This is a genomic window from Collinsella aerofaciens (assembly GCF_015554145.1).
Taxonomy (GTDB): Bacteria; Actinomycetota; Coriobacteriia; order Coriobacteriales; family Coriobacteriaceae; genus Collinsella; species Collinsella aerofaciens_AA.
This window is the reverse complement of the sequence record NZ_JADNHZ010000016.1, coordinates 1-17,894: the sequence shown is the minus strand read 5'-3', so window position 1 is coordinate 17,894 and position 17,894 is coordinate 1. Positions and strand designations below refer to the sequence as shown.

The 17,894-nt window shown below is 61.0% G+C and carries 17 protein-coding genes; 15 read left to right on the top strand and 2 right to left on the bottom strand.

Going from position 1 to position 17,894, the window contains the following annotated elements; translation table 11 throughout:
• The first annotated feature begins 35 nt into the window (after window positions 1-35).
• The 9 genes from I2E13_RS07330 (at window position 36) to ffh (ending at window position 9,475) form a co-directional block, all read left to right on the top strand.
• Complete coding sequence (locus tag I2E13_RS07330; protein ID WP_022094019.1) at window positions 36-533, top strand: ATP synthase subunit B family protein; 498 nt, start codon at window positions 36-38, stop codon at window positions 531-533.
• A complete protein-coding gene (locus I2E13_RS07325) occupies window positions 533-1,087 on the top strand; it encodes a YceD family protein (protein WP_195404673.1) in 555 nt (184 codons plus the stop codon). Before I2E13_RS07330 ends, I2E13_RS07325 begins: the two co-directional genes overlap by 1 nt.
• Before the next feature lie 64 nt (window positions 1,088-1,151).
• The gene (gene rpmF, locus I2E13_RS07320) at window positions 1,152-1,331 is read left to right on the top strand and encodes a 50S ribosomal protein L32 (protein WP_022094017.1); all 180 of its coding nucleotides are present in this window, start codon (window positions 1,152-1,154) and stop codon (window positions 1,329-1,331) included.
• 88 nt (window positions 1,332-1,419) lie between these two features.
• The gene (gene plsX, locus I2E13_RS07315) at window positions 1,420-2,439 is read left to right on the top strand and encodes a phosphate acyltransferase PlsX (RefSeq protein ID WP_195404672.1); all 1,020 of its coding nucleotides are present in this window, start codon (window positions 1,420-1,422) and stop codon (window positions 2,437-2,439) included.
• A 114-nt stretch (window positions 2,440-2,553) separates the two neighbouring features.
• Window positions 2,554-2,796: an acyl carrier protein gene (locus I2E13_RS07310; RefSeq protein ID WP_035138134.1), complete on the top strand. Its 243-nt coding sequence runs from the start codon at window positions 2,554-2,556 to the stop codon at window positions 2,794-2,796.
• Between the two features lie 3 nt (window positions 2,797-2,799).
• Window positions 2,800-3,525: a ribonuclease III gene (gene rnc / locus I2E13_RS07305; RefSeq protein ID WP_117629289.1), complete on the top strand. Its 726-nt coding sequence runs from the start codon at window positions 2,800-2,802 to the stop codon at window positions 3,523-3,525.
• A gap of 10 nt (window positions 3,526-3,535) precedes the next feature.
• A complete protein-coding gene (gene smc, locus I2E13_RS07300; protein WP_118080545.1) occupies window positions 3,536-7,072 on the top strand; it encodes a chromosome segregation protein SMC in 3,537 nt (1,178 codons plus the stop codon).
• Entirely contained in the window at window positions 7,072-7,989 is a 918-nt protein-coding gene (ftsY, locus tag I2E13_RS07295; RefSeq protein ID WP_161115837.1) for a signal recognition particle-docking protein FtsY, read from the top strand. The genes smc and ftsY overlap by 1 nt, the downstream gene beginning before the upstream one ends.
• A gap of 10 nt (window positions 7,990-7,999) precedes the next feature.
• Complete coding sequence (ffh, locus tag I2E13_RS07290; protein ID WP_055251122.1) at window positions 8,000-9,475, top strand: signal recognition particle protein; 1,476 nt, start codon at window positions 8,000-8,002, stop codon at window positions 9,473-9,475.
• 120 nt (window positions 9,476-9,595) lie between these two features.
• Here ffh and I2E13_RS07285 read toward each other — a convergent pair whose 3' ends face one another.
• Window positions 9,596-10,360: a NifB/NifX family molybdenum-iron cluster-binding protein gene (locus I2E13_RS07285; protein WP_195404671.1), complete on the bottom strand. Its 765-nt coding sequence runs from the start codon at window positions 10,358-10,360 to the stop codon at window positions 9,596-9,598.
• A 166-nt stretch (window positions 10,361-10,526) separates the two neighbouring features.
• Here I2E13_RS07285 and thyA point away from each other — a divergent pair, with 166 nt between their 5' ends.
• The 4 genes from thyA to I2E13_RS07265 all read left to right on the top strand — a co-directional run bounded on the left by thyA (window position 10,527) and on the right by I2E13_RS07265 (window position 14,402).
• Complete coding sequence (gene thyA / locus I2E13_RS07280) at window positions 10,527-11,375, top strand: thymidylate synthase (RefSeq protein WP_195404670.1); 849 nt, start codon at window positions 10,527-10,529, stop codon at window positions 11,373-11,375.
• Window positions 11,376-11,384: 9 nt separating this feature from the next.
• Window positions 11,385-11,903 (top strand): dihydrofolate reductase, encoded by a 519-nt coding sequence (locus I2E13_RS07275; RefSeq protein ID WP_195404669.1) that lies wholly within the window; start codon window positions 11,385-11,387, stop codon window positions 11,901-11,903.
• A gap of 109 nt (window positions 11,904-12,012) precedes the next feature.
• Complete coding sequence (locus tag I2E13_RS07270) at window positions 12,013-12,927, top strand: TrmH family RNA methyltransferase (RefSeq protein WP_055286414.1); 915 nt, start codon at window positions 12,013-12,015, stop codon at window positions 12,925-12,927.
• Between the two features lie 125 nt (window positions 12,928-13,052).
• Window positions 13,053-14,402: an MATE family efflux transporter gene (locus tag I2E13_RS07265; protein WP_195404668.1), complete on the top strand. Its 1,350-nt coding sequence runs from the start codon at window positions 13,053-13,055 to the stop codon at window positions 14,400-14,402.
• 85 nt (window positions 14,403-14,487) lie between these two features.
• Here I2E13_RS07265 and I2E13_RS07260 read toward each other — a convergent pair whose 3' ends face one another.
• Entirely contained in the window at window positions 14,488-14,973 is a 486-nt protein-coding gene (locus I2E13_RS07260) for a cob(I)yrinic acid a,c-diamide adenosyltransferase (RefSeq protein ID WP_195404667.1), read from the bottom strand.
• 92 nt (window positions 14,974-15,065) lie between these two features.
• Between I2E13_RS07260 and ftsH the strand changes: the two genes are divergently transcribed.
• Both ftsH and I2E13_RS07250 read left to right on the top strand, forming a co-directional pair.
• Window positions 15,066-16,958 (top strand): ATP-dependent zinc metalloprotease FtsH, encoded by a 1,893-nt coding sequence (gene ftsH / locus I2E13_RS07255; protein WP_195404666.1) that lies wholly within the window; start codon window positions 15,066-15,068, stop codon window positions 16,956-16,958.
• A 76-nt stretch (window positions 16,959-17,034) separates the two neighbouring features.
• Complete coding sequence (locus I2E13_RS07250; protein ID WP_195404665.1) at window positions 17,035-17,496, top strand: 2-thiouracil desulfurase family protein; 462 nt, start codon at window positions 17,035-17,037, stop codon at window positions 17,494-17,496.
• The last annotated feature ends 398 nt before the right edge of the window (window positions 17,497-17,894 follow it).

Here is a 17,894-nt window from a genome sequence, read left to right as displayed (position 1 = left end):
AACACGATGATATGTTACCTATGAAAGGAGACCGGATGCCGGGCGAGAATTTTCCTGGCGACAGGATCGTGAGTCTTGTCGACGAGCTCGAGGGGCTCATCGAAGAGGCTAAGACGCCGTTCGGCAAGAACGCCCAGATGAAGGTTATCGACGCCGACGTCTTCTTTAACATCCTCGATGAGATCCGCATGAGCTATCCCGAGGAGTGGCAGAAGTCCCGCCGTATCCTCAAAGAGCGCGAGGAGCTTATGGCCTCCGCCGCCGCTCAGGCCGATTCCATCATTGCCGATGCTCAGCAGCAGGCGCTCACCATTGCCGGTGAGCAGGAAATTGTCCGCTTGGCACAGCAGCAGGCCGACGACATCCGCGACCGTGCCCAGCAGTACGAGCGCGAGACGCGCTATGCCGCCGAGGATTACGCCGAGCAGGTCTTTACGCACCTCGAGGAGAACCTTAAGAGCCTGACCGGCACCGTCACCCGTTGCCGTCAGCAGCTCAACGAGGGCGCCGCTCAGCAGAACGGTCAGTGGTAATGGCCGAGTTCCCGAGCGTAACCGTCGATCTTTCCGAGCAGCTCGAGTTTCCCGGAGACTCATACCCGCTGACCGGCAAGGTCGATGTCGCCACCTACACGGTGGGCGAGAAGGAGTACCAGCTGCAGGACGGCATTGCCTACGACGTGGTCTTTACCAACGCCGGTACCGGTGTTCTGCTTTCGGGCATGGTCCGCGCTCACGCCACCGGCGAGTGCGATCGCTGCCTGGAGCCCGCCTCGTTTGATATCGCAGGCGAGATCGAGGAGTTCTACCTCTTTGAGGAGCCCGAGGACCCCGAGGCCTACGAAGACGGCTACGAGTTGCTGGGCGAGGATCGCATCGTCGATCTGGGTGAGCCCATCAACGACGCGGTCGTCATGGACACGCCGTTCGTTGTCCTGTGCAAGCCCGATTGCCGCGGCCTTTGCCCCACCTGCGGCAACAATCTCAACGTCGAGCAATGTGAGTGCGCCGCCAAGGCGGAGGCCGAATGGGCCGCTGCCACGGAAAATCCATTTGCAGCATTGAAGAATCTCAAGCTTGACGAGTAAAACTGTGGTAGTATCGCTACTTGCGCGTAATCGCCACACTGGATAGTTCATAAGGAAGGTCACTATGCCCGTACCTAAACAAAAGCAGGGTCGTATCCGCACCCATACCCGTCGTTCCGCCAACATGAAGATCTCGGCTGCGGCTCAGTCCACGTGCCCCCGTTGCGGCGCTGTTAAGCTCCCGCACCACGTGTGCCCCAGCTGCGGTTTCTACAAGGACCGCGAGGTTATCGTTACCGAGTAACTGTATACTCTGGATACGATGCCGTTCCAACTGGAACCACAATGGCCGGCTCAATGAGTCGGCCATTTTTGTATAAGGAGCATATGAAATGAGTAACGTTCGCGTTTGTGTAGACGTTGTGGGCGGAGACGAGAGGCCCCAGGTTGTCCTCGACGGTATCGAGGCTGCGCTTGCGGCAGATCCCGAGATTGAGGTCTTGGCCGTCGGTCCCGCTGAAATCGTCAACCCCTTTGCAGCGGCGCATGCCCGCGTGGAGGCCTTGGAGGCCCCCGACGTCATCAGCATGGAGGACGATCCCATCCGCGCCGTGATGACTAAGCGCAAGTCCTCGATCGTGCTTGCATGCCGTGCCATTAAGAAGGGCAATGCGGACGCGTTTTTCTCGGCCGGCTCGACCGGTGCCATGACCGCTGCCGCCACGGCCTACGTCACGCCGTTTAGGTATTTGGCGGAGGGCAAGAAGCAGCCGGTCCGTCCGTGCCTGACTAACGCACTGCCTAATCGCGCCGGCGGCCTGACGGTGCTGTGCGATATGGGCGCCAATCCCGATGTCACGGTGGACGACATGGTGCGTTTCGCCCAGATGGGTGCTGCCTATGCCCGCGTGGTTTTGGACATTGAGCATCCGCGTGTGGGCCTGCTTGCCAACGGCACCGAGGACGAGAAGGGCTCCAACTTTACCAAGGCGTGCTTCCCGGCCATGAAGGCCGCGGTTCCCGGCTTTGTGGGCAACTGCGAGGGCACCGATCTTACGTCGGGCAATTTTGACGTCGTGGTCGCCGACGGTATGTCGGGCAATATTGCGCTCAAGGCCACCGAGGGCGCTGCCAAGTTTTTGCTGCAGGAGCTCAAGGGTGCCTTTATGTCTTCGCTCGGCACCAAGATCGCCGCGCTGCTCATCAAAAAGCAGATGCGCCAGATTAAGGCCAAGCTTTCGGGCGACGCCAAGGGCGGCGCGATTCTGCTGGGCCTGCGCGGCGTCGTGTTGATCGGCCACGGTGCCACGTCGGTCGAGGCCGTCAAGAACGGTACGCTTGCCGCGGCCCAGGCCGTGCGCGCCGGGCTTGTCCAGGACGTTGCCAATTCTATGGACGGTATCGTTTTATAAAGGCCGCGTTACGTGGCTCAACCTGTACCGCGTGGGGTAGAATCGGAGCCGTATTGCAACGCGGCTCCGATTGCCGTGTTGTGTTGTGTTCCATGACATACGAGAGGAAGCGCTATGGATCGCTCCGAAATCTTCGATAAGATCGCCGAAGTCGCCGCTGACGTGCTGGGTGTCGATGTCGCCGACATTAGCGACGAGACCACTTTTGACGATCTCGATGCCGATTCGCTCGAGCGTCTGCAGCTGGTGACGGCCATCGAGGACGAGTTCGACCTCGAGATCGATGACGAGACCCTGCTGTCGCTCAACTCTGTCGCCGACGCTGTCGACGCTATTGAAAACGCCAAGGAGGCCTAAGTCTTGGCTTTGTCTGAACGACTCACGCGCGCCCAGGAGATTCTGGGCCATGAGTTCAATAATAAGGTGCTGCTGCGCGCGGCGCTCACGCATCCCTCGGCCGTCGAGGGTCAGCCGGTCTCTGCCAGCTATGAGCGCCTTGAGTTTTTGGGCGATTCCATTTTGGGCGCCGTGGTGGCCCGTTCGCTCTTTGAGTCCTATCCCGAGTTTGACGAGGGTAAGCTCACGCGCCTGAAGGTGTCCCTTGTCTCGGGCGCTACGCTGTCCGAGGTGTCGCACGAACTGGGTATCGACGACATCATCATCTTTGGTGCCTCCGAGACCGGTACCGGCGCCCGCGGCCTGCATTCGGCGCTCGAGAACGTCTACGAGTCGCTCGTGGGTGCGTTGTATCTGGATGCCGGTTGGGATGCGGCGGCGGAGTTCATCCACCGTACGCTCAAGCCGCACCTGGCCTCCGAGCGTGCCGAGCACCCCGCGAACCCCAAGTCGTTCTTGCAGGAGTGCGTGCAGGCAGACGGCCACGAGCCTCCCGCGTATAAGCTGGTCGGCTCCGAGGGCCCCGCGCATGCGCCCACCTTTACCGCTGTGGTGCTCATCGACGGTATTCGTCAAGGCCGCGGCACTGGTTCCTCCAAGAAGGAGGCCGAGGGAGCCGCTGCGCTCGAGGCGCTCGACCGCATGGGCTACACCACCAACGGCGTGATTCTCAACAAGAAGCCTGTTTAAGCGAGGAACCGTGTATCTCAAGTCCCTCACGCTCAAAGGGTTCAAGTCGTTTGCCGACCGCGCCCATATGTCATTTGAGCCTGGCCTGACCGTCATCGTCGGTCCCAACGGCTCGGGAAAATCGAACATCTCCGACTCGATTCTGTGGGTCCTGGGCGAGCAGAGCGCCAAGCAGCTGCGCGGCCAGGCCATGGAGGATGTCATCTTCTCGGGCTCGTCGGCGCGCAAGCCGGTGGGTGTGGCCGAGGTTACGCTGGTGCTCGACAACTCGGACCATATGCTTCCCGTCGACTTTGAAGAGGTGGCTATCACCCGCCGCATGTATCGCTCGGGCGAGAGTGAGTACCTCATCAACTCGAGCCCGTGCCGCCTGATGGACATTCAGGACATCCTGCACGATTCGGGCCTGGGCAAGGATACGCATTCCATCATCAGCCAGGGCAAGCTCGATGCCATTTTGCAGAGCCGCCCCGAGGAGCGCCGCGCTCTTATTGAGGAGGCTGCCGGCATCTCCAAGCACAAGCGCCGTAAGGAGCGTGCGCTCAAAAAGATCAAGTCGATGGACGAGCACCTGACCCGTGCCCGCGACATCAATAAGGAGATCGCCCGCCAGCTGCGGCCGCTGGAGCGTCAGGTCGATCGCGCGCGCAAGTACAAAGAGCTGTCCTCGCGCGCGAACGAGCTTACGCAGATGCTGGCCGTCGACGAGCTTCGTTCGCTGCAGTCGCAGTGGAACGACTTGGAGAGCCGCTCTAAGGAGGGCGCCGCCGAGCTGGAGCTCGCGCAGTACCGCCTGGGTGAGAAAGAGCGCGAGCTCGAGAAGCTCCAGGTTATGCTCGAGGAAAAGGGCCTGTTTGTGGGCGATCTGGGCGAGCAGCGCCGCCATATGCAAGACGTGGTCGGCCGCATCAATTCCGATATGCGCCTGCTCGAGGAAAAGGGCCACAACATGGTGTCGCGCCTGTCCGACATGCGCGGCCAGATCTCGAGCTCCGAGCATCAGCGTCGTCGCGTTGTCGAGGAGCTCGAGGATGCACGTGCCCAGCTTGAGGAGGTGACCGGTGCGCACATGCAGGCCCAGTCCGACGTTGACGCCGCCGGTCCTGCTGCCGCCCAGCTCCACGAGCGTCGCGTTGCGCTTGACAATCAGATTTCGCAGCTCACGCGCGAGCAGCGCGATGTGCAGCGTGTGGCCGACAACGCCGCGCTCGAGCTTGCCAAGGTGAAGGACTCGCTGAGCAACGCCGAGGTCGAGGACAACATGTACGCCTCGCGCCTGGAGCAGATCGACGAGCAGCTCGAGGAGGTCACGGCCTCGCTCGAGAGCCGTCGCGACCGCGCTGAGGAGCTCGAAGGCGCGCTCGATCAGGCCCGTCAAGCCCAGGTCGATGCGCGTGAGGCCACCGAGGTCGCTCGTGCGGCGTTGAAGGACTTGCGTAATCGCGAGAGCGAGGCGCGCAACAAACTGTCCGAGGTTCGCTCTGAGCTCGCGAGCCAAAAGAAGCTCGATGCCCGCATGGCAGACAGCTCGCCGCTGGTGAGCCGTCTGATGGGTGCGCTGGGCGATGATGTCTCGGGTCGTCTGGGCGACGTGCTCGAGGCTCCTCGTGAGCTCGAGGGCCTGGTCGAGCAGCTGCTTTCTGGCGATATCGATGCTCTTTTGTTTGATGATGCCGCTACGCTTGAGCGCGCCGGTCGTGCGGCTCTGGACCAAAAGAAGGCCTCGGGCGAGGCGCTGCTGATGGCGCGCGGCGTGAGCGGCGGTGCTGCTGCTAAGGGTGCTGCCGGTTCGCGTCTGGTCGATCGTCTGTCCGTGCGCTCCGGTTATGGCCCGGTTGTCGAGGCCCTGCTCGGCGGCTATTACGTGGTCGATGACTTGGCCGCCGCGCTGGCGGCACCAGTCGTTGACGGTGTGACCTACGTGACTCCCGATGGCGCCCGCGTGAGCTGTGGCGGCCTGGTGCGCGTGGGGCTCGATGCCGGCGAGGCTTCGGGTGCCTTGGAGCGCAAGCGTCGCATTCGCGAGTTAGAGGGCCTGGAGCCCGATCTGGCTGCCGTGTTTGAGCATGTGTCAGACCAGGTCGTCGAGGCCAATGCGGCCGTCGAGGAGGCGCGTGCCGCCGAGGGCGATGCCGCCGGCGAGATCGCCCGTCTTGAGGGCGAGCGCCGCTCGCTGCTTTCCGAGATCGGCCGCTTGGAGCAAAGCGCCAACAATGCCGAGGTCGAGCGCGTGCGCATCTCGAAGCGCCGCGAGCAGGCCGCCGAGGCCGTCCGCGCTGCGCGTCCGCGCGTTGACGAGCTCACCCGTTCGCGCGACGAGGCCCGTGCGCAGGCAAGCGACCTTGGTCTTCAGATTGCCGAAGCCAACGATGAGCTCGATCGCGTGCGCCGTGACGATTCTGAGGCAGCCGGTAAGCTCGCCGATGCCAAGGTCCGCCTGGCTCAGACGAGCGAGCGCCTGCGTTCGCTGAAGGGCCGCGTGCCCGATCTTGAGCATCGTCTGGAGGGCATCGACCGCCGTATCCGCGGAACACGCCAGGCCTCGCGCTCGCTCGAGTTGCTGCGCCTGCGCGTCGACCCCATGCACGAGCGCTATTCGGCCCTGCTGGAGCGCGCGTCGGATTGGGCCGCGCGCCTGCGTGACCAGGCTTCGCTCGAGGAGGCGGACTCGGCCTCGCTCAAGAAGACCATCGAGGACGCCAAGGCCGAGGTCTCCCGCGCCAAGGAGCGGGTCGATGCCGCCACGGCGACGCAAAACGAGTTCAAGGTCGCACGCGGCAAACTCGAGGTGCAGGTAGAGGCGGCCATCAAGGCCATTACCGCCGATGGCACCACGGTGCTCGAGGAAGCTCTCATGCTTCCTGCGCCCACCGACCGCGACGCCGCCGAGCGCGAGCTCAACCAGCTCGTGCGTCAGATCAACAACCTGGGCCCTGTGAACCAGGTTGCGATGGAGGAGTACGAGCAGCTCAAGCGCCGCGCCGATTATATCGAGGAGCAGCTGGCCGATCTGGAGAGCGCGCGCAAGGCGCTCACCAAGATTACCGTGGCCATTGACCGTAAGATGCGTAAAGCCTTCCTGGTGACCTTTGAGAAGGTCGATGCGAACTTCCGCGAGATCTTCGCCATGCTGTTCCCGGGTGGCCAGGCGCATCTGGAGATGACCGACCCCGAGCATCCTGCCGAGACGGGCATCGAGGTCGTGGCGCAGCCGCGCGGCAAGCGCATCACCAAGATGATGCTCATGTCGGGCGGCGAGAAGAGCCTGACGGCGCTCGCCTTGCTCTTTGCCGTGTATCGCACGCGTACGGTGCCGTTCTATGTGCTGGACGAGGTCGAGGCGGCGCTCGATGACGCCAACCTGTCCAAGCTCATCGGCGCGCTCGATGTTTTGCGTTCCGATACGCAGCTCTTGGTTATCTCGCATCAGCGCCGTACTATGGAGGACGCTGACGTCCTCTACGGCGTCTCGATGCAAGCCGACGGCGTCAGCCGCGTCGTCTCGCAAAAACTCGATCGCGAAACCGGAAAGGTCGTGAATGCATAATGGGATTCTTCGATGCTCTCTCGCGCGGACTTGAGCGCAGCCGCGAGGCCCTCAACGAGGTCTTTTATTTTGGCGGCGAGGTCGACGAGGATTTTTGGGAGGATCTTGAGGACACTCTCGTCATGGGTGACATGGGTGCCGAGGTCGCGATTAAGGTGTCCGATGACCTGCGCGATGCCGCGGCCAAGAAGAACCTCAAGACCGCCCCGCAACTCCGTCGCGCCCTGGCCGAGCAGCTCGAGCAACATTTTGTGCCCGCCGAGCGAGATCCGTTCGCCGACACGCCGAGCTGCGTGCTGTTTGTGGGCATTAACGGTGCCGGCAAGACCACCACGGTCGGCAAGATCGCGAGCGCCATGGCTGCCCGCGGCAAGAATGTCGTGATTGGCTCGGCCGATACCTTCCGCGCCGCCGCCATCGAGCAGCTCGATGTGTGGGGCCAGCGCGCCGGCGTCCCCGTCATCAAGCGCGACCGCGGCTCCGACCCGGCGAGCGTTTGCTACGACGTGCTCGACGAGGCCGACAAGCGCGGCAGCGACCTGGTGCTTATCGACACCGCCGGCCGTCTGCACACGAGCCCCGAGCTCATGCGCGAGCTTGCCAAGGTGGTCAACGTGACGCGTAAGCGCGCCGCCAATATGGCCGCCGGCCCCATGCCCGTCTCGGTCGTCCTCGTAATCGATGCCGCGACGGGCCAAAACGGCCTGAACCAGGCGCTCGAGTTTAACGAGGCGTTGGGTCTGGACGGTATTATCATGACAAAGCTGGACGGCACGGCTAAGGGTGGCATCGCCATGGCCGTGGCCGAGAAGCTCAAGCTCCCAATCCTGCGCATTGGCGTGGGCGAGCAGGTCGATGACCTGCAGGAGTTCAATGCCAAAGATTTCTGCCGCGCCCTGGTGGGCGAGTCCAATTAAGGAGTGACTAGTGTTTGATTCTCTGAGCGATCGCCTCAACGACACATTTGACCGCCTGCGCGGCAAGGGTAAATTGACCGAGGCCGATATTACCTCGGCCATGCGCGACATTCGCATGGCGCTGCTCGAGGCCGACGTCAACTTCAAGGTCGTCAAGGAGTTCGTCGCCAAGACCAAGGAGCGCTGCATGACCGCCGAGGTCATGGAGTCGCTGTCGCCGGCGCAAAACGTCGTCAAGATTGTGCTCGACGAGCTCACCGAGATGCTCGGTTCCACCGAGAGCAAGCTCGTCTTTAGCAACCGCATTCCCAATGTCATCATGCTCGTCGGCCTGCAGGGCTCCGGTAAGACTACGGCTGCCGTAAAGCTGGCCTACCTGCTCAAGAAGCAGGGCCGCTCGCCGCTGCTCGCCGCGTGCGATGTCTACCGTCCCGCCGCTGCCGACCAGCTGGCCACGCTCGGCGGAGAGATCGGCGTGCCGGTCTTCCGCGGTGACGGCGAGCACCCGGTCGATATCGCCAAGGGCGCCATTCAGGAGGCCGTCGACCACCTGCGTGACGTGGTCATCGTCGATACCGCCGGTCGTTTGCAGATCGACGAGCAGATGATGCAGGAAGCCGTGGACATCAAGAAGGCCGTCAAGCCCGATCAGGTGCTGATGGTCGTCGATGCCATGACCGGCCAGGATATCGTCAACGTCGTCTCGACCTTTGCCGAGCGCACCGACTTTGACGGCGTGATTATCTCCAAGCTCGACGGCGATGCCCGTGGTGGCGGCGCGCTTTCTGTGCGCCAGGTGACCGGTAAGCCCATTAAGTTCGTGAGCATGGGCGAGAAGCCCGATTCGCTGGAGCCGTTCTACCCCGACCGCATGGCCAAGCGCATCTTGGGCATGGGCGATGTTGTCGGCATCATCGAGAAGGCCCAGGAGGCGGCCGACGCCGAGCAGCTCGAGGCTGCCGAGCGTATGCTGCGCGAGGGCTTTACCATGAACGACATGCTCGACCAGATGAAGGCCGTCAAGAAGATGGGCGGCATGAAGGGCATTCTGGGTATGCTTCCCGGCGGTCAGCGCGCGCTCAACCAGATGGGCGGCAACCTGGACGAGGGCATCTTCGATAAGAACGAGGCCATCATCATGTCGATGACCAAGGAGGAGCGCCTGCGTCCCTCCATCATCAACGGCCAGCGCCGCGCGCGTATCGCCAAGGGCGCCGGTGTGACCCCCACCGAGGTCAATAGCCTTATGAAGCAGTGGGGCGAGATGAACAAGATGATGGGCCGCATGCGCACGATGGCCAATCAGGCACAGGCCGGCGGCAAGAAGGGCAAAAAGGGCAAGAAGGGCAAAAAGATGCGCATGCCCAATATCCCTGGGCTGGACGCTATGGGTCTGGGCGGTATGGGCGGCCTGGGTACGGGCGGTCCCAAGTCCGATATGGAGCTGCTGCGCCAAATGGAAGCGCAGATGCGCAATAAGAAATAGGGCTGTAATTCCAGCTTGATATGGCAAAGGCCACTCGGAAGTTACCGGGTGGCCTTTGTTGTTGGCTTTGATAGTTGGGCTGCGTTCAGTGTCGCGCCCCGAGCTCGCGGTGCCGTGCCGTTAGTGGCAGCCGCAGCCCTCGTGGCCCTCGTGCTCGTGATGGCCGTGGCAACTGCAGGACTCGCCATGTTCGTGGGCGTGGTCGTAGTCATGGCCGTGGCAGTCGCAGGTGGCCTCGCCGGTCTGCGCGAGCGTACCGGCAATGAGGGCTTCGACGCAAGCGTCGCAGTTGCCCTGGGCTCCTGCATAGACCGTGATGCCGGCCTGGGCGAGCGCGTTGATGGCGCCGCCGCCGATGCCGCCGCAGATGAGCGTGTCAACGCCACCGTTGGCAAGCAGGCCCGCCAAGGCGCCGTGGCCGGTGCCACCGGTGTTTACGACCTGCTCGTTGAGCACCTTGCCATCCTGGATGTCGTAGATCTTGAACTGTTCGCTGCGGCCAAAGTGCATAAAGATATTGCCGTCGTCGTACGTCGTTGCCACCCTCATGGTGTCGACCTCCTTTGCTGGCCATGCGGCCGTCGTCGTGGTGATGGGGGAATACGCGATGTTGCCGCCTTCGATGACAATCGCCCGTCCATTGACCAGCGCGTTTGCCACCTTGCGATGTGCGCGGCTGCAGATGGCCGCCACGGTGGCGCGAGCGATACCCATTTGTTGGGCGACTGCCTCCTGATTGAGTCCTTCCAGGTCGCACAGTCGCAGGACCTCGAGTTCGTCGACCGTCATGTCGATGGCATCTCCGCTGGCAAGGCCGTCGGGGGTAAAACCGCGATATTCGGGGATGATCCCAACGCGGCGCAATTTTTCTCGTCTTCCTGCCATTCACTCTCCTTATCTGACATATGTCAACAATAGAATATCGACCGTACGGATTTGCGCAAGGAATTTCTGGCATATGTCAGAAAATGAGGGCTTATGTTTGGGCTGTGGGGTCGCGTGCGCCTAGGCTACAATGAATTTCGCTTATAGGCGACTGACAGGAGGGTCAATGAGCAAGGCTGATCAACAGTTTGTAACCATGTGCCGCGATATCTTGGACCATGGCACCACCACCGAGGGCCAAAAGGTCCGACCGGTGTGGGAGGACGGCACCCCTGCCTATACCATTAAAAACTTTGGCGTTACGGCTCGCTACGACCTGCGTGAGGAGTTTCCCGCGCTCACACTGCGTCGCACGGCGCTTAAGTCTGCCATGGACGAGATCTTGTGGATCTATCAAAAGAAGTCAAATAACGTCCTCGACCTCAACAGCCATATTTGGGATGAGTGGGCCGACGAGACTGGCTCCATCGGCAAGGCCTACGGGTACCAGATTGGGCAGAAAAGCCATTATGCCGAGGGTGACTTTGACCAGATGGACCGCGTGCTGTACGACCTTAAGAACACGCCGTACAGCCGCCGCATCATGACCAACACGTACGTGTTTAGCGACCTGTCCGAAATGCACCTGTATCCGTGCGCGTACAGCGTGACGTATAACGTGACGCAGCGCCCGCAGGACGATAAACCCACACTCAACATGATTCTCAACCAGCGCAGCCAGGACATTTTAGCCGCCAACAACTGGAATGTGTGCCAGTACGCCATTTTGCTGATGATGGTCGCGCAGTCGGTCGATATGATTCCCGGTGAGCTGCTGCATGTGATTGCCGATGCCCACATTTACGACCGTCATGTCGATATTGTCCGTGAACTTATCGAGCGTCCGCAGTTTGCGGCGCCCAAGGTAACGCTTAACCCCGACGTGCACGATTTCTATGCGTTTACGACCGATGACCTCATCGTCGAGGGCTACGAGCACGGCCCGCAGGTCAAGAACATTCCCATTGCGGTGTAGGTGGCGCTCATGACGTGTAAGCTTTCTGCCATCGTCGCCGTGTGTGACGACTGGGGCATTGGATGTGAGGGCGACATGGTGGTTTCCAATCGCGCCGACATGCGCCATTTTGTGGCCTGCACCAAGGGTTGCGCGGTCATTATGGGGCGCAAGACGCTACTGAGTTTTCCTGGTGGGCGTCCGCTCAAAAACCGCCGCAATATCGTGCTCACCCGCGACGAGAGCTTTGCTCCCGAGGGCGTCGACGTGGTGCATAGCATCGACGAGGCGCTCGCTGCGGTTGCCGATGAGCCCGTTGCGTGGGTGATCGGCGGCGGCGATGTCTATCGGCAATTTTTGCCGTACTGCGTGGAGGCCGAGGTCACGCATAACCACTGCGTCCATCCCGTGGACACGTATTTTCCCAATTTGGATGCCGATCCTGCATGGGAAGTTTCGCGGGCTGGCGGGGTTGCCACGATTGCCGCGGGTGAGGGCGACGAAGGTGTCGATTATGAGTTCGTGACGTATCGTCGCGTTGGGGCGTAAATCGCCTGGCGCGAACGGTATCATCGGGTTGATTGAATGCATGGGGCGGCGCTTAGCGTCGCCTCGTTTGGTATAGATGTGCTGTAAAGAAGGGTGCGGGCAGGCTGCTATGACTGATGCCGTTGAGGTTCTGCGAATTGATTCGCTCGAGGACGAGCGGCTCGATGCCTACGTGCGACTGACCGAGCGCGAGCTGCGCTGCGTGCTGGAGCCGCAGAAGGGCATTTTTATCGCCGAGAGTGCCAAGGTCATCGAACGTGCGGTTCGCGCCGGATACGAGCCGGTGAGCTTTCTTTTGGGCGAGCGCTGGCTCGACCAGATGATGCCGCTGTTTGAGCGCCTGGCGGTACGCGAGGGCGCGGGTCCGGTTCCCGTGTTCGTTGCCTCGATGGAGCTTATGGAGCGTCTGACGGGTTTTAACGTGACGCGCGGTGCGCTCGCGGCATTTCGTCGCCCGCGACAGATTCCGGTTGATGAGTTCTTGGGCGGCGTCGTCGAGGCGGCGGGGGAGCGCCCGGTGCGCGTGTGCGTGCTCGAGGGCATTGTCGACCATACCAATGTGGGCGCAATATTCCGCTCGGCGGCCGCGCTCAACGTCGACGGCATTTTGGTCAGTCCTACGTGTTGTGATCCGCTGTATCGTCGTTCGGCCCGCGTGAGCATGGGCACGGTGTTCCAGGTGCCCTGGACACGCATTGGCAGCGAAGCGCGCGTATGGCCGCATGATGGGCTGGCGGCGCTACACGATGCCGGCTTTTCGTGTGCCGCTATGGCGTTGACGGATGATTCGGTGTCGCTGGACGATCCCGCGCTCCAGGAGATTGACCGCCTGGCAATCTTTATGGGCACCGAGGGTGCTGGCTTGGGCGCCAAGACCATTGCAGGCTGCGACCGCGCCGTGCGTATTCCGATGGCGCATGGGGTCGATTCACTCAACGTGGCCGCGGCAAGCGCTGTTGCCTTTTGGCAGCTGTGCCCGCATGTGAGCAACGAGTACCACTACCAGCCGGGGCTGTATCACTAGGCAGATAGTTAGCACCGGGCTCTGGTTCGGGGCGTTTCGGCCGACGTCGGTCGGTGCTAAGCTGGTATTGGCTTTGGTCTTAAATTGCCGTTTTGTTGTTTGACGTACGCTGGTGGGGAGGGCGTGTGGCTAAGAAATCTACGGCTATCGATGTAACGCAGGGTGTCATTTGGCAACAGCTGCTGTCGCTGTGCGTCCCTATCTTCTTTAGCTCGTTTTTTCAGCAGGCTTACACGCTTATTGGTACGTATATCGTCGGGCAGTTTGGCGGCAAGCTCGCGCTGGGTGGCATTCAAGCCACGATGGTGCTCACCGAGCTCTGCATTGGCTTTTGCGTTGGCGTTGGCGCTGGCTGCGCGGTCATTACCGGTCAGTATTTTGGTCAGCACGATGATGAGCGATTGAGTCGTTCGGTCCATACGGCCATGACGCTCGCGCTGGTGGGCGGTATCGTTTTCTCGATTCTTGGCATAGTGTTCGTTGAGCCCATGCTGGTACTTATGAACACGCCGCATGAACTATTGGCCGAGGGCGTGGCCTATGCTCGTTGCTATTTTGCCGCCATGGTTGCGGCGCTGCTGCTCAATATGGGAACGGCGCTGCTGCGCGCCGTGGGCGACACACGCGGTCCTGCTGTGATCATTGCTTCCGGCTGCCTTGTTAATGCGGTGCTGGATGTCATCTTCGTTGCCGTGCTTCATATGGAGGCTCTGGGCTGCGGCATCGCGGTGGCGCTGACCATTTGCTCCAATGCCACGATGATCGTGATTCGTATGATGCACGCTCCGGGTGCGTGGCGGCTTTCACTGTCCAAACTCTGCATTGATCCTGGCATTTGTAAGAGCATGATCTCGTGTGGTCTGCCGCTTGGCTTTCAGTCTGCTGCGTATTCGATTTCCAACGTTTTGATTCAGGTGTCGGTCAACTCGTTTGGTGCCGATGTCACCACGGCGTGGGGTCTTTCGGGCCGTTTGGATGGCATTGTCTGGATGGTTACCGAGGCGCTTGGCGTTTCGATCACCACGTTCTCGGCACAGAACTTTGGCGCGCGCAACTACGAGCGCATGCGCAAGGGCTACCATACGTCGCTTGTGCTGTCGTTTATGCTCATTGGTGGCCTGTCTGCCGTGCTACTGGTGTTCTCGGGTCCGTTGTCGCGTCTGTTTGTCGACGATGCTTCGATTTCGGCCTACACCACGACGATTCTTCATTTCATCGCGCCGTTCTACGCGATCTTCTCGATTATCGAAAACGCGTCCGGCTCCATCCGCGGCGCTGGCGTGAGCTTCCAGCCTATGATGCTCACGATCTTCGGCACGGTCGTGCTCCGCGTGGCGTGGGTGTTCGCGATTATGCCGCTTGACCCCTCGCTCGAGCATCTGCTGCTGGTCTACCCCGTAACCTGGGTAATCACCGCCGCGATGTTCACCGTCTACCATCACAGCGGCAATTGGCTAGGCCGCGCCACTGCCTAATGATCCCTGGGGGACGGAGGAAAACGGATCATTGCTCTCCGTCGTGATGTCGATGATCCGTTTGCCTCCGTCCCCTTCGGATCAATTAGTATTCGATGCCTTGGCGGGCTAGGAGGCCTTCGTCGAAGTAGTGTTTGATGGGACGCATTTCGGTTACTAGGTCGGCAAGGTCGGCGAGGGGCAGCAAGCCGCGGCCGGTGAGCACGAGCTCTGTGGTGGTCGGTTTCATCGTGATCAACGCTTCGACATCTTCGCGCGTCACAAAGCCCCGTCGCATGGCTTCTCCCAGTTCATCCAAGATCAGCATGTCTACCTGGCTAATCTGCTCGCGTGCGAGCTCCATGATCTGCGCGGCGCAAGCCTCGGGCGTGTCGCGATCGGCCTGCACAATGCGCAGTCCCAGGCGCGGTGCGGCATCGTGATCGGCGCAGTACAGCTTCTTGGCAAACTGCAGCATGAGTACGTTGAGACCATAACCTGTGGCACGCAAAGCCAGCCCCAAGGCGGCCGTGGTTTTGCCCTTTCCGTCGCCCGTGTAGATTTGAACCTTGCCGACTTCCAGTGATGCCATCTCTGTCCTTTCGTGCCCGGCGTCGGTTTATCGCCGTCTGGGTTGGGTATTCTAGATAGCATTATCAACCCCAGTAGATGGAGTTCAAGCAGATGGAGATGGATGACAACAAACGTAGACGGAATATGATCCTCTACGTGCTCATCGCCTTCGTCGTCTACCTCGTGCTCTCGACCGTTCTGTTCCCCAACATCGGTCACACGCAGCAGATTACGAAGACCGATTATTCGACCTTTGTCAAAGCGCTCGATAAGAAGAGTGTCGACAAGGTCGAATACAACACGGACGATTACACGATTTATTACACCAAAAAGGGCGAGGACGAGAACATCGCCTACAAGACGACCGGTGTGCCGAACGATGCGGGCTTTACCGATCGCGTGCTTGAATCCGGTGCGTCCCTGGAATCGGTCGTTCCCGATAAAAACTCGGGTCTGATGACCTATTACCTGCTCACGCTCATCCTTCCCATGGCCATCTTCTTCCTCATCGGTTGGTGGCTCAACCGCCGCATGAAGAAGGCCATGGGTGATGACGGTCCCTCGATGAACTTTGGCGGCGGTGGTTTTGGCGGCGGTGGACTGGGTAAGTCTGGCGCTCGCGTTATCGCCTCCAAGGATGTGGGCGTGACCTTTAAGGACGTCGCCGGCCAGGAAGAGGCTAAGGAGTCTCTCAAGGAGGTCGTCGACTTTCTGGAGAAGCCGCAGCGCTACGAGGAGATCGGCGCCAAGCTGCCGCGCGGTGCTCTCCTTGTTGGCCCTCCGGGTACCGGTAAAACCCTGCTTGCCAAGGCTGTGGCCGGCGAGGCGGGCGTGCCGTTCTTTAGTATTTCTGGTTCTGAGTTTGTTGAGATGTTCGTTGGCCGCGGCGCCGCTAAGGTTCGCGATCTGTTTAAGCAGGCCAAGGAAAAGGCCCCGTGCATCGTGTTTATCGACGAGATCGATACCATCGGTAAGAAGCGCGATGGCGGCGGCTTTAGTGGCAACGACGAGCGCGAGCAGACGCTCAACCAGCTGTTGACCGAGATGGACGGCTTCGATAACCACAAGGGTATCGTCGTTCTTGCTGCTACCAACCGCCCCGACAGCCTTGACCCGGCCCTGCTGCGCCCCGGTCGTTTTGACCGTCGCATCCCCGTTGAGCTGCCCGACCTGACCGGCCGCAAGAACATCCTCGAGCTGCATGCAAAGAGCGTGAAGACGGAGCCGCCGATCGACCTGACCGCGATTGCCCGCGCCACGCCCGGCGCTTCGGGTGCCGACCTGGCCAACATCATCAATGAGGGCGCCTTGCGTGCCGTCCGCGAGGGTCGCAAGCGCGCTACACAGGACGATTTTGAGGAGTCGGTGGAGGTTGTCATCGCCGGTCAGCAGCGCAAGTCCACGGTTCTGTCCGACCACGAGAAACAGGTCGTGTCCTATCACGAGATCGGCCATGCCATCGTTGCCGCCCGCCAGAAGGGTTCTGCGCCGGTTACCAAGATCACCATCGTGCCGCGTACGAGCGGCGCTCTGGGCTACACCATGCAGGTCGAGGAGGATGAGCGCTTCCTGACCACGCGCCAGGAGGTGCTGGACAAGCTCGCCGTCTACTGCGGTGGTCGCGCGGCCGAGGAGCTCATCTTTGGCGAGATGACGACCGGCGCGGCCAACGATATCGAGCAGGCAACCAAGCTTGCCCGCAACATGGTGACGCGCTTTGGTATGTCCGACGAGTTTGGCATGATGGCGCTCGGTACTGTCCAGAACGCGTACCTCAACCAGGATACGTCGCTCACTTGCGCCCCCGGTACGGCCGAGCGCGTGGATGCAATTGTCGCCAAGCTGATCGAGGATGCGCACGACCGCGCCCTGCAGATCCTGAGGGAAAACAAGTTTAAGCTCCACGAGCTGGCTCGTTATCTGTACAAGAAGGAGACGATCACGGGCGAGGAGTTTATGAATCTCCTCACGCGCGAGAATCCGCTGATGCCAAAGCAGCAGTAATACTGGTTGCGCAGTGTCTATCGCCCCATTTGAGTGTCCATCTCAAATGGGGCGTTTTGCGTGGGGAGAGTTGAATATGAAGATCGTGGTAAGTGCCTGCTTGATGGGCGAGAGCTGCAAGTATAACGGGCTCGATAACTACCATCGCGAGCTGGTCGAAGCGTGCGAATGCACGGGGACCGAGGTACTCTTGGTGTGCCCTGAGGTCTTTGGCGGCCTGCCCACGCCGCGCAAGCCGTCCGAGATTGTGAACGGCGAGGTCCGTACCTGCGAGGGCATCTCGGTCGATCGCGAGTTTCGCCTGGGCGCCCAGCGCGCACTCGATATGTGCGAGCAGGCGGGTGGCCCGTCTGAGATTGCCGCGTGTATTCTTCAGGATCGCAGTCCCTCGTGCGGTGCCGGCCGCATCTACGATGGAACATTCAGCGGCACCCTCACAGCGGGCAACGGTGTTTTTGTCGATCTGCTGCTGCGTCACGGGTACCGTGTGATTCCGGCTAGCGAGTTCGATCCCAGCATGCTGGAACATTGTCCATAGCACTCGAACCCAACACTTCCTCACGGGTGACCGTTTTGGCATCATCCGTGAAGTTGATATTGAGTACGACCCGGTCATCAAAGACGTAGACCGAGTTGACAGGCGCCGTACCCAGGCAGCCCCTCCCCGCGGCCCTCGCGCAGGAACGCGCACACGGCCTTCCCGTCTCTTGCGCCCCTCCCGGAACTGTCCACATCAGTGTAGCCAATCCAGTCCGCCAAGGGCTGCAGCCCGGACAACGCGGCGATGGAGGGCTTCTTCGGCCTGCTCAAGAAGGAGTTCTGGTACGGCAGGGACTGGTCGGACTGGACCCCCGCCAGCGGTAGTGTCGAGAAAGTTGGTGTAGCGCTCGATCCGAAGCGAGTCGGCTCGGCGTCCAGGAACCTGGAATACGGTTG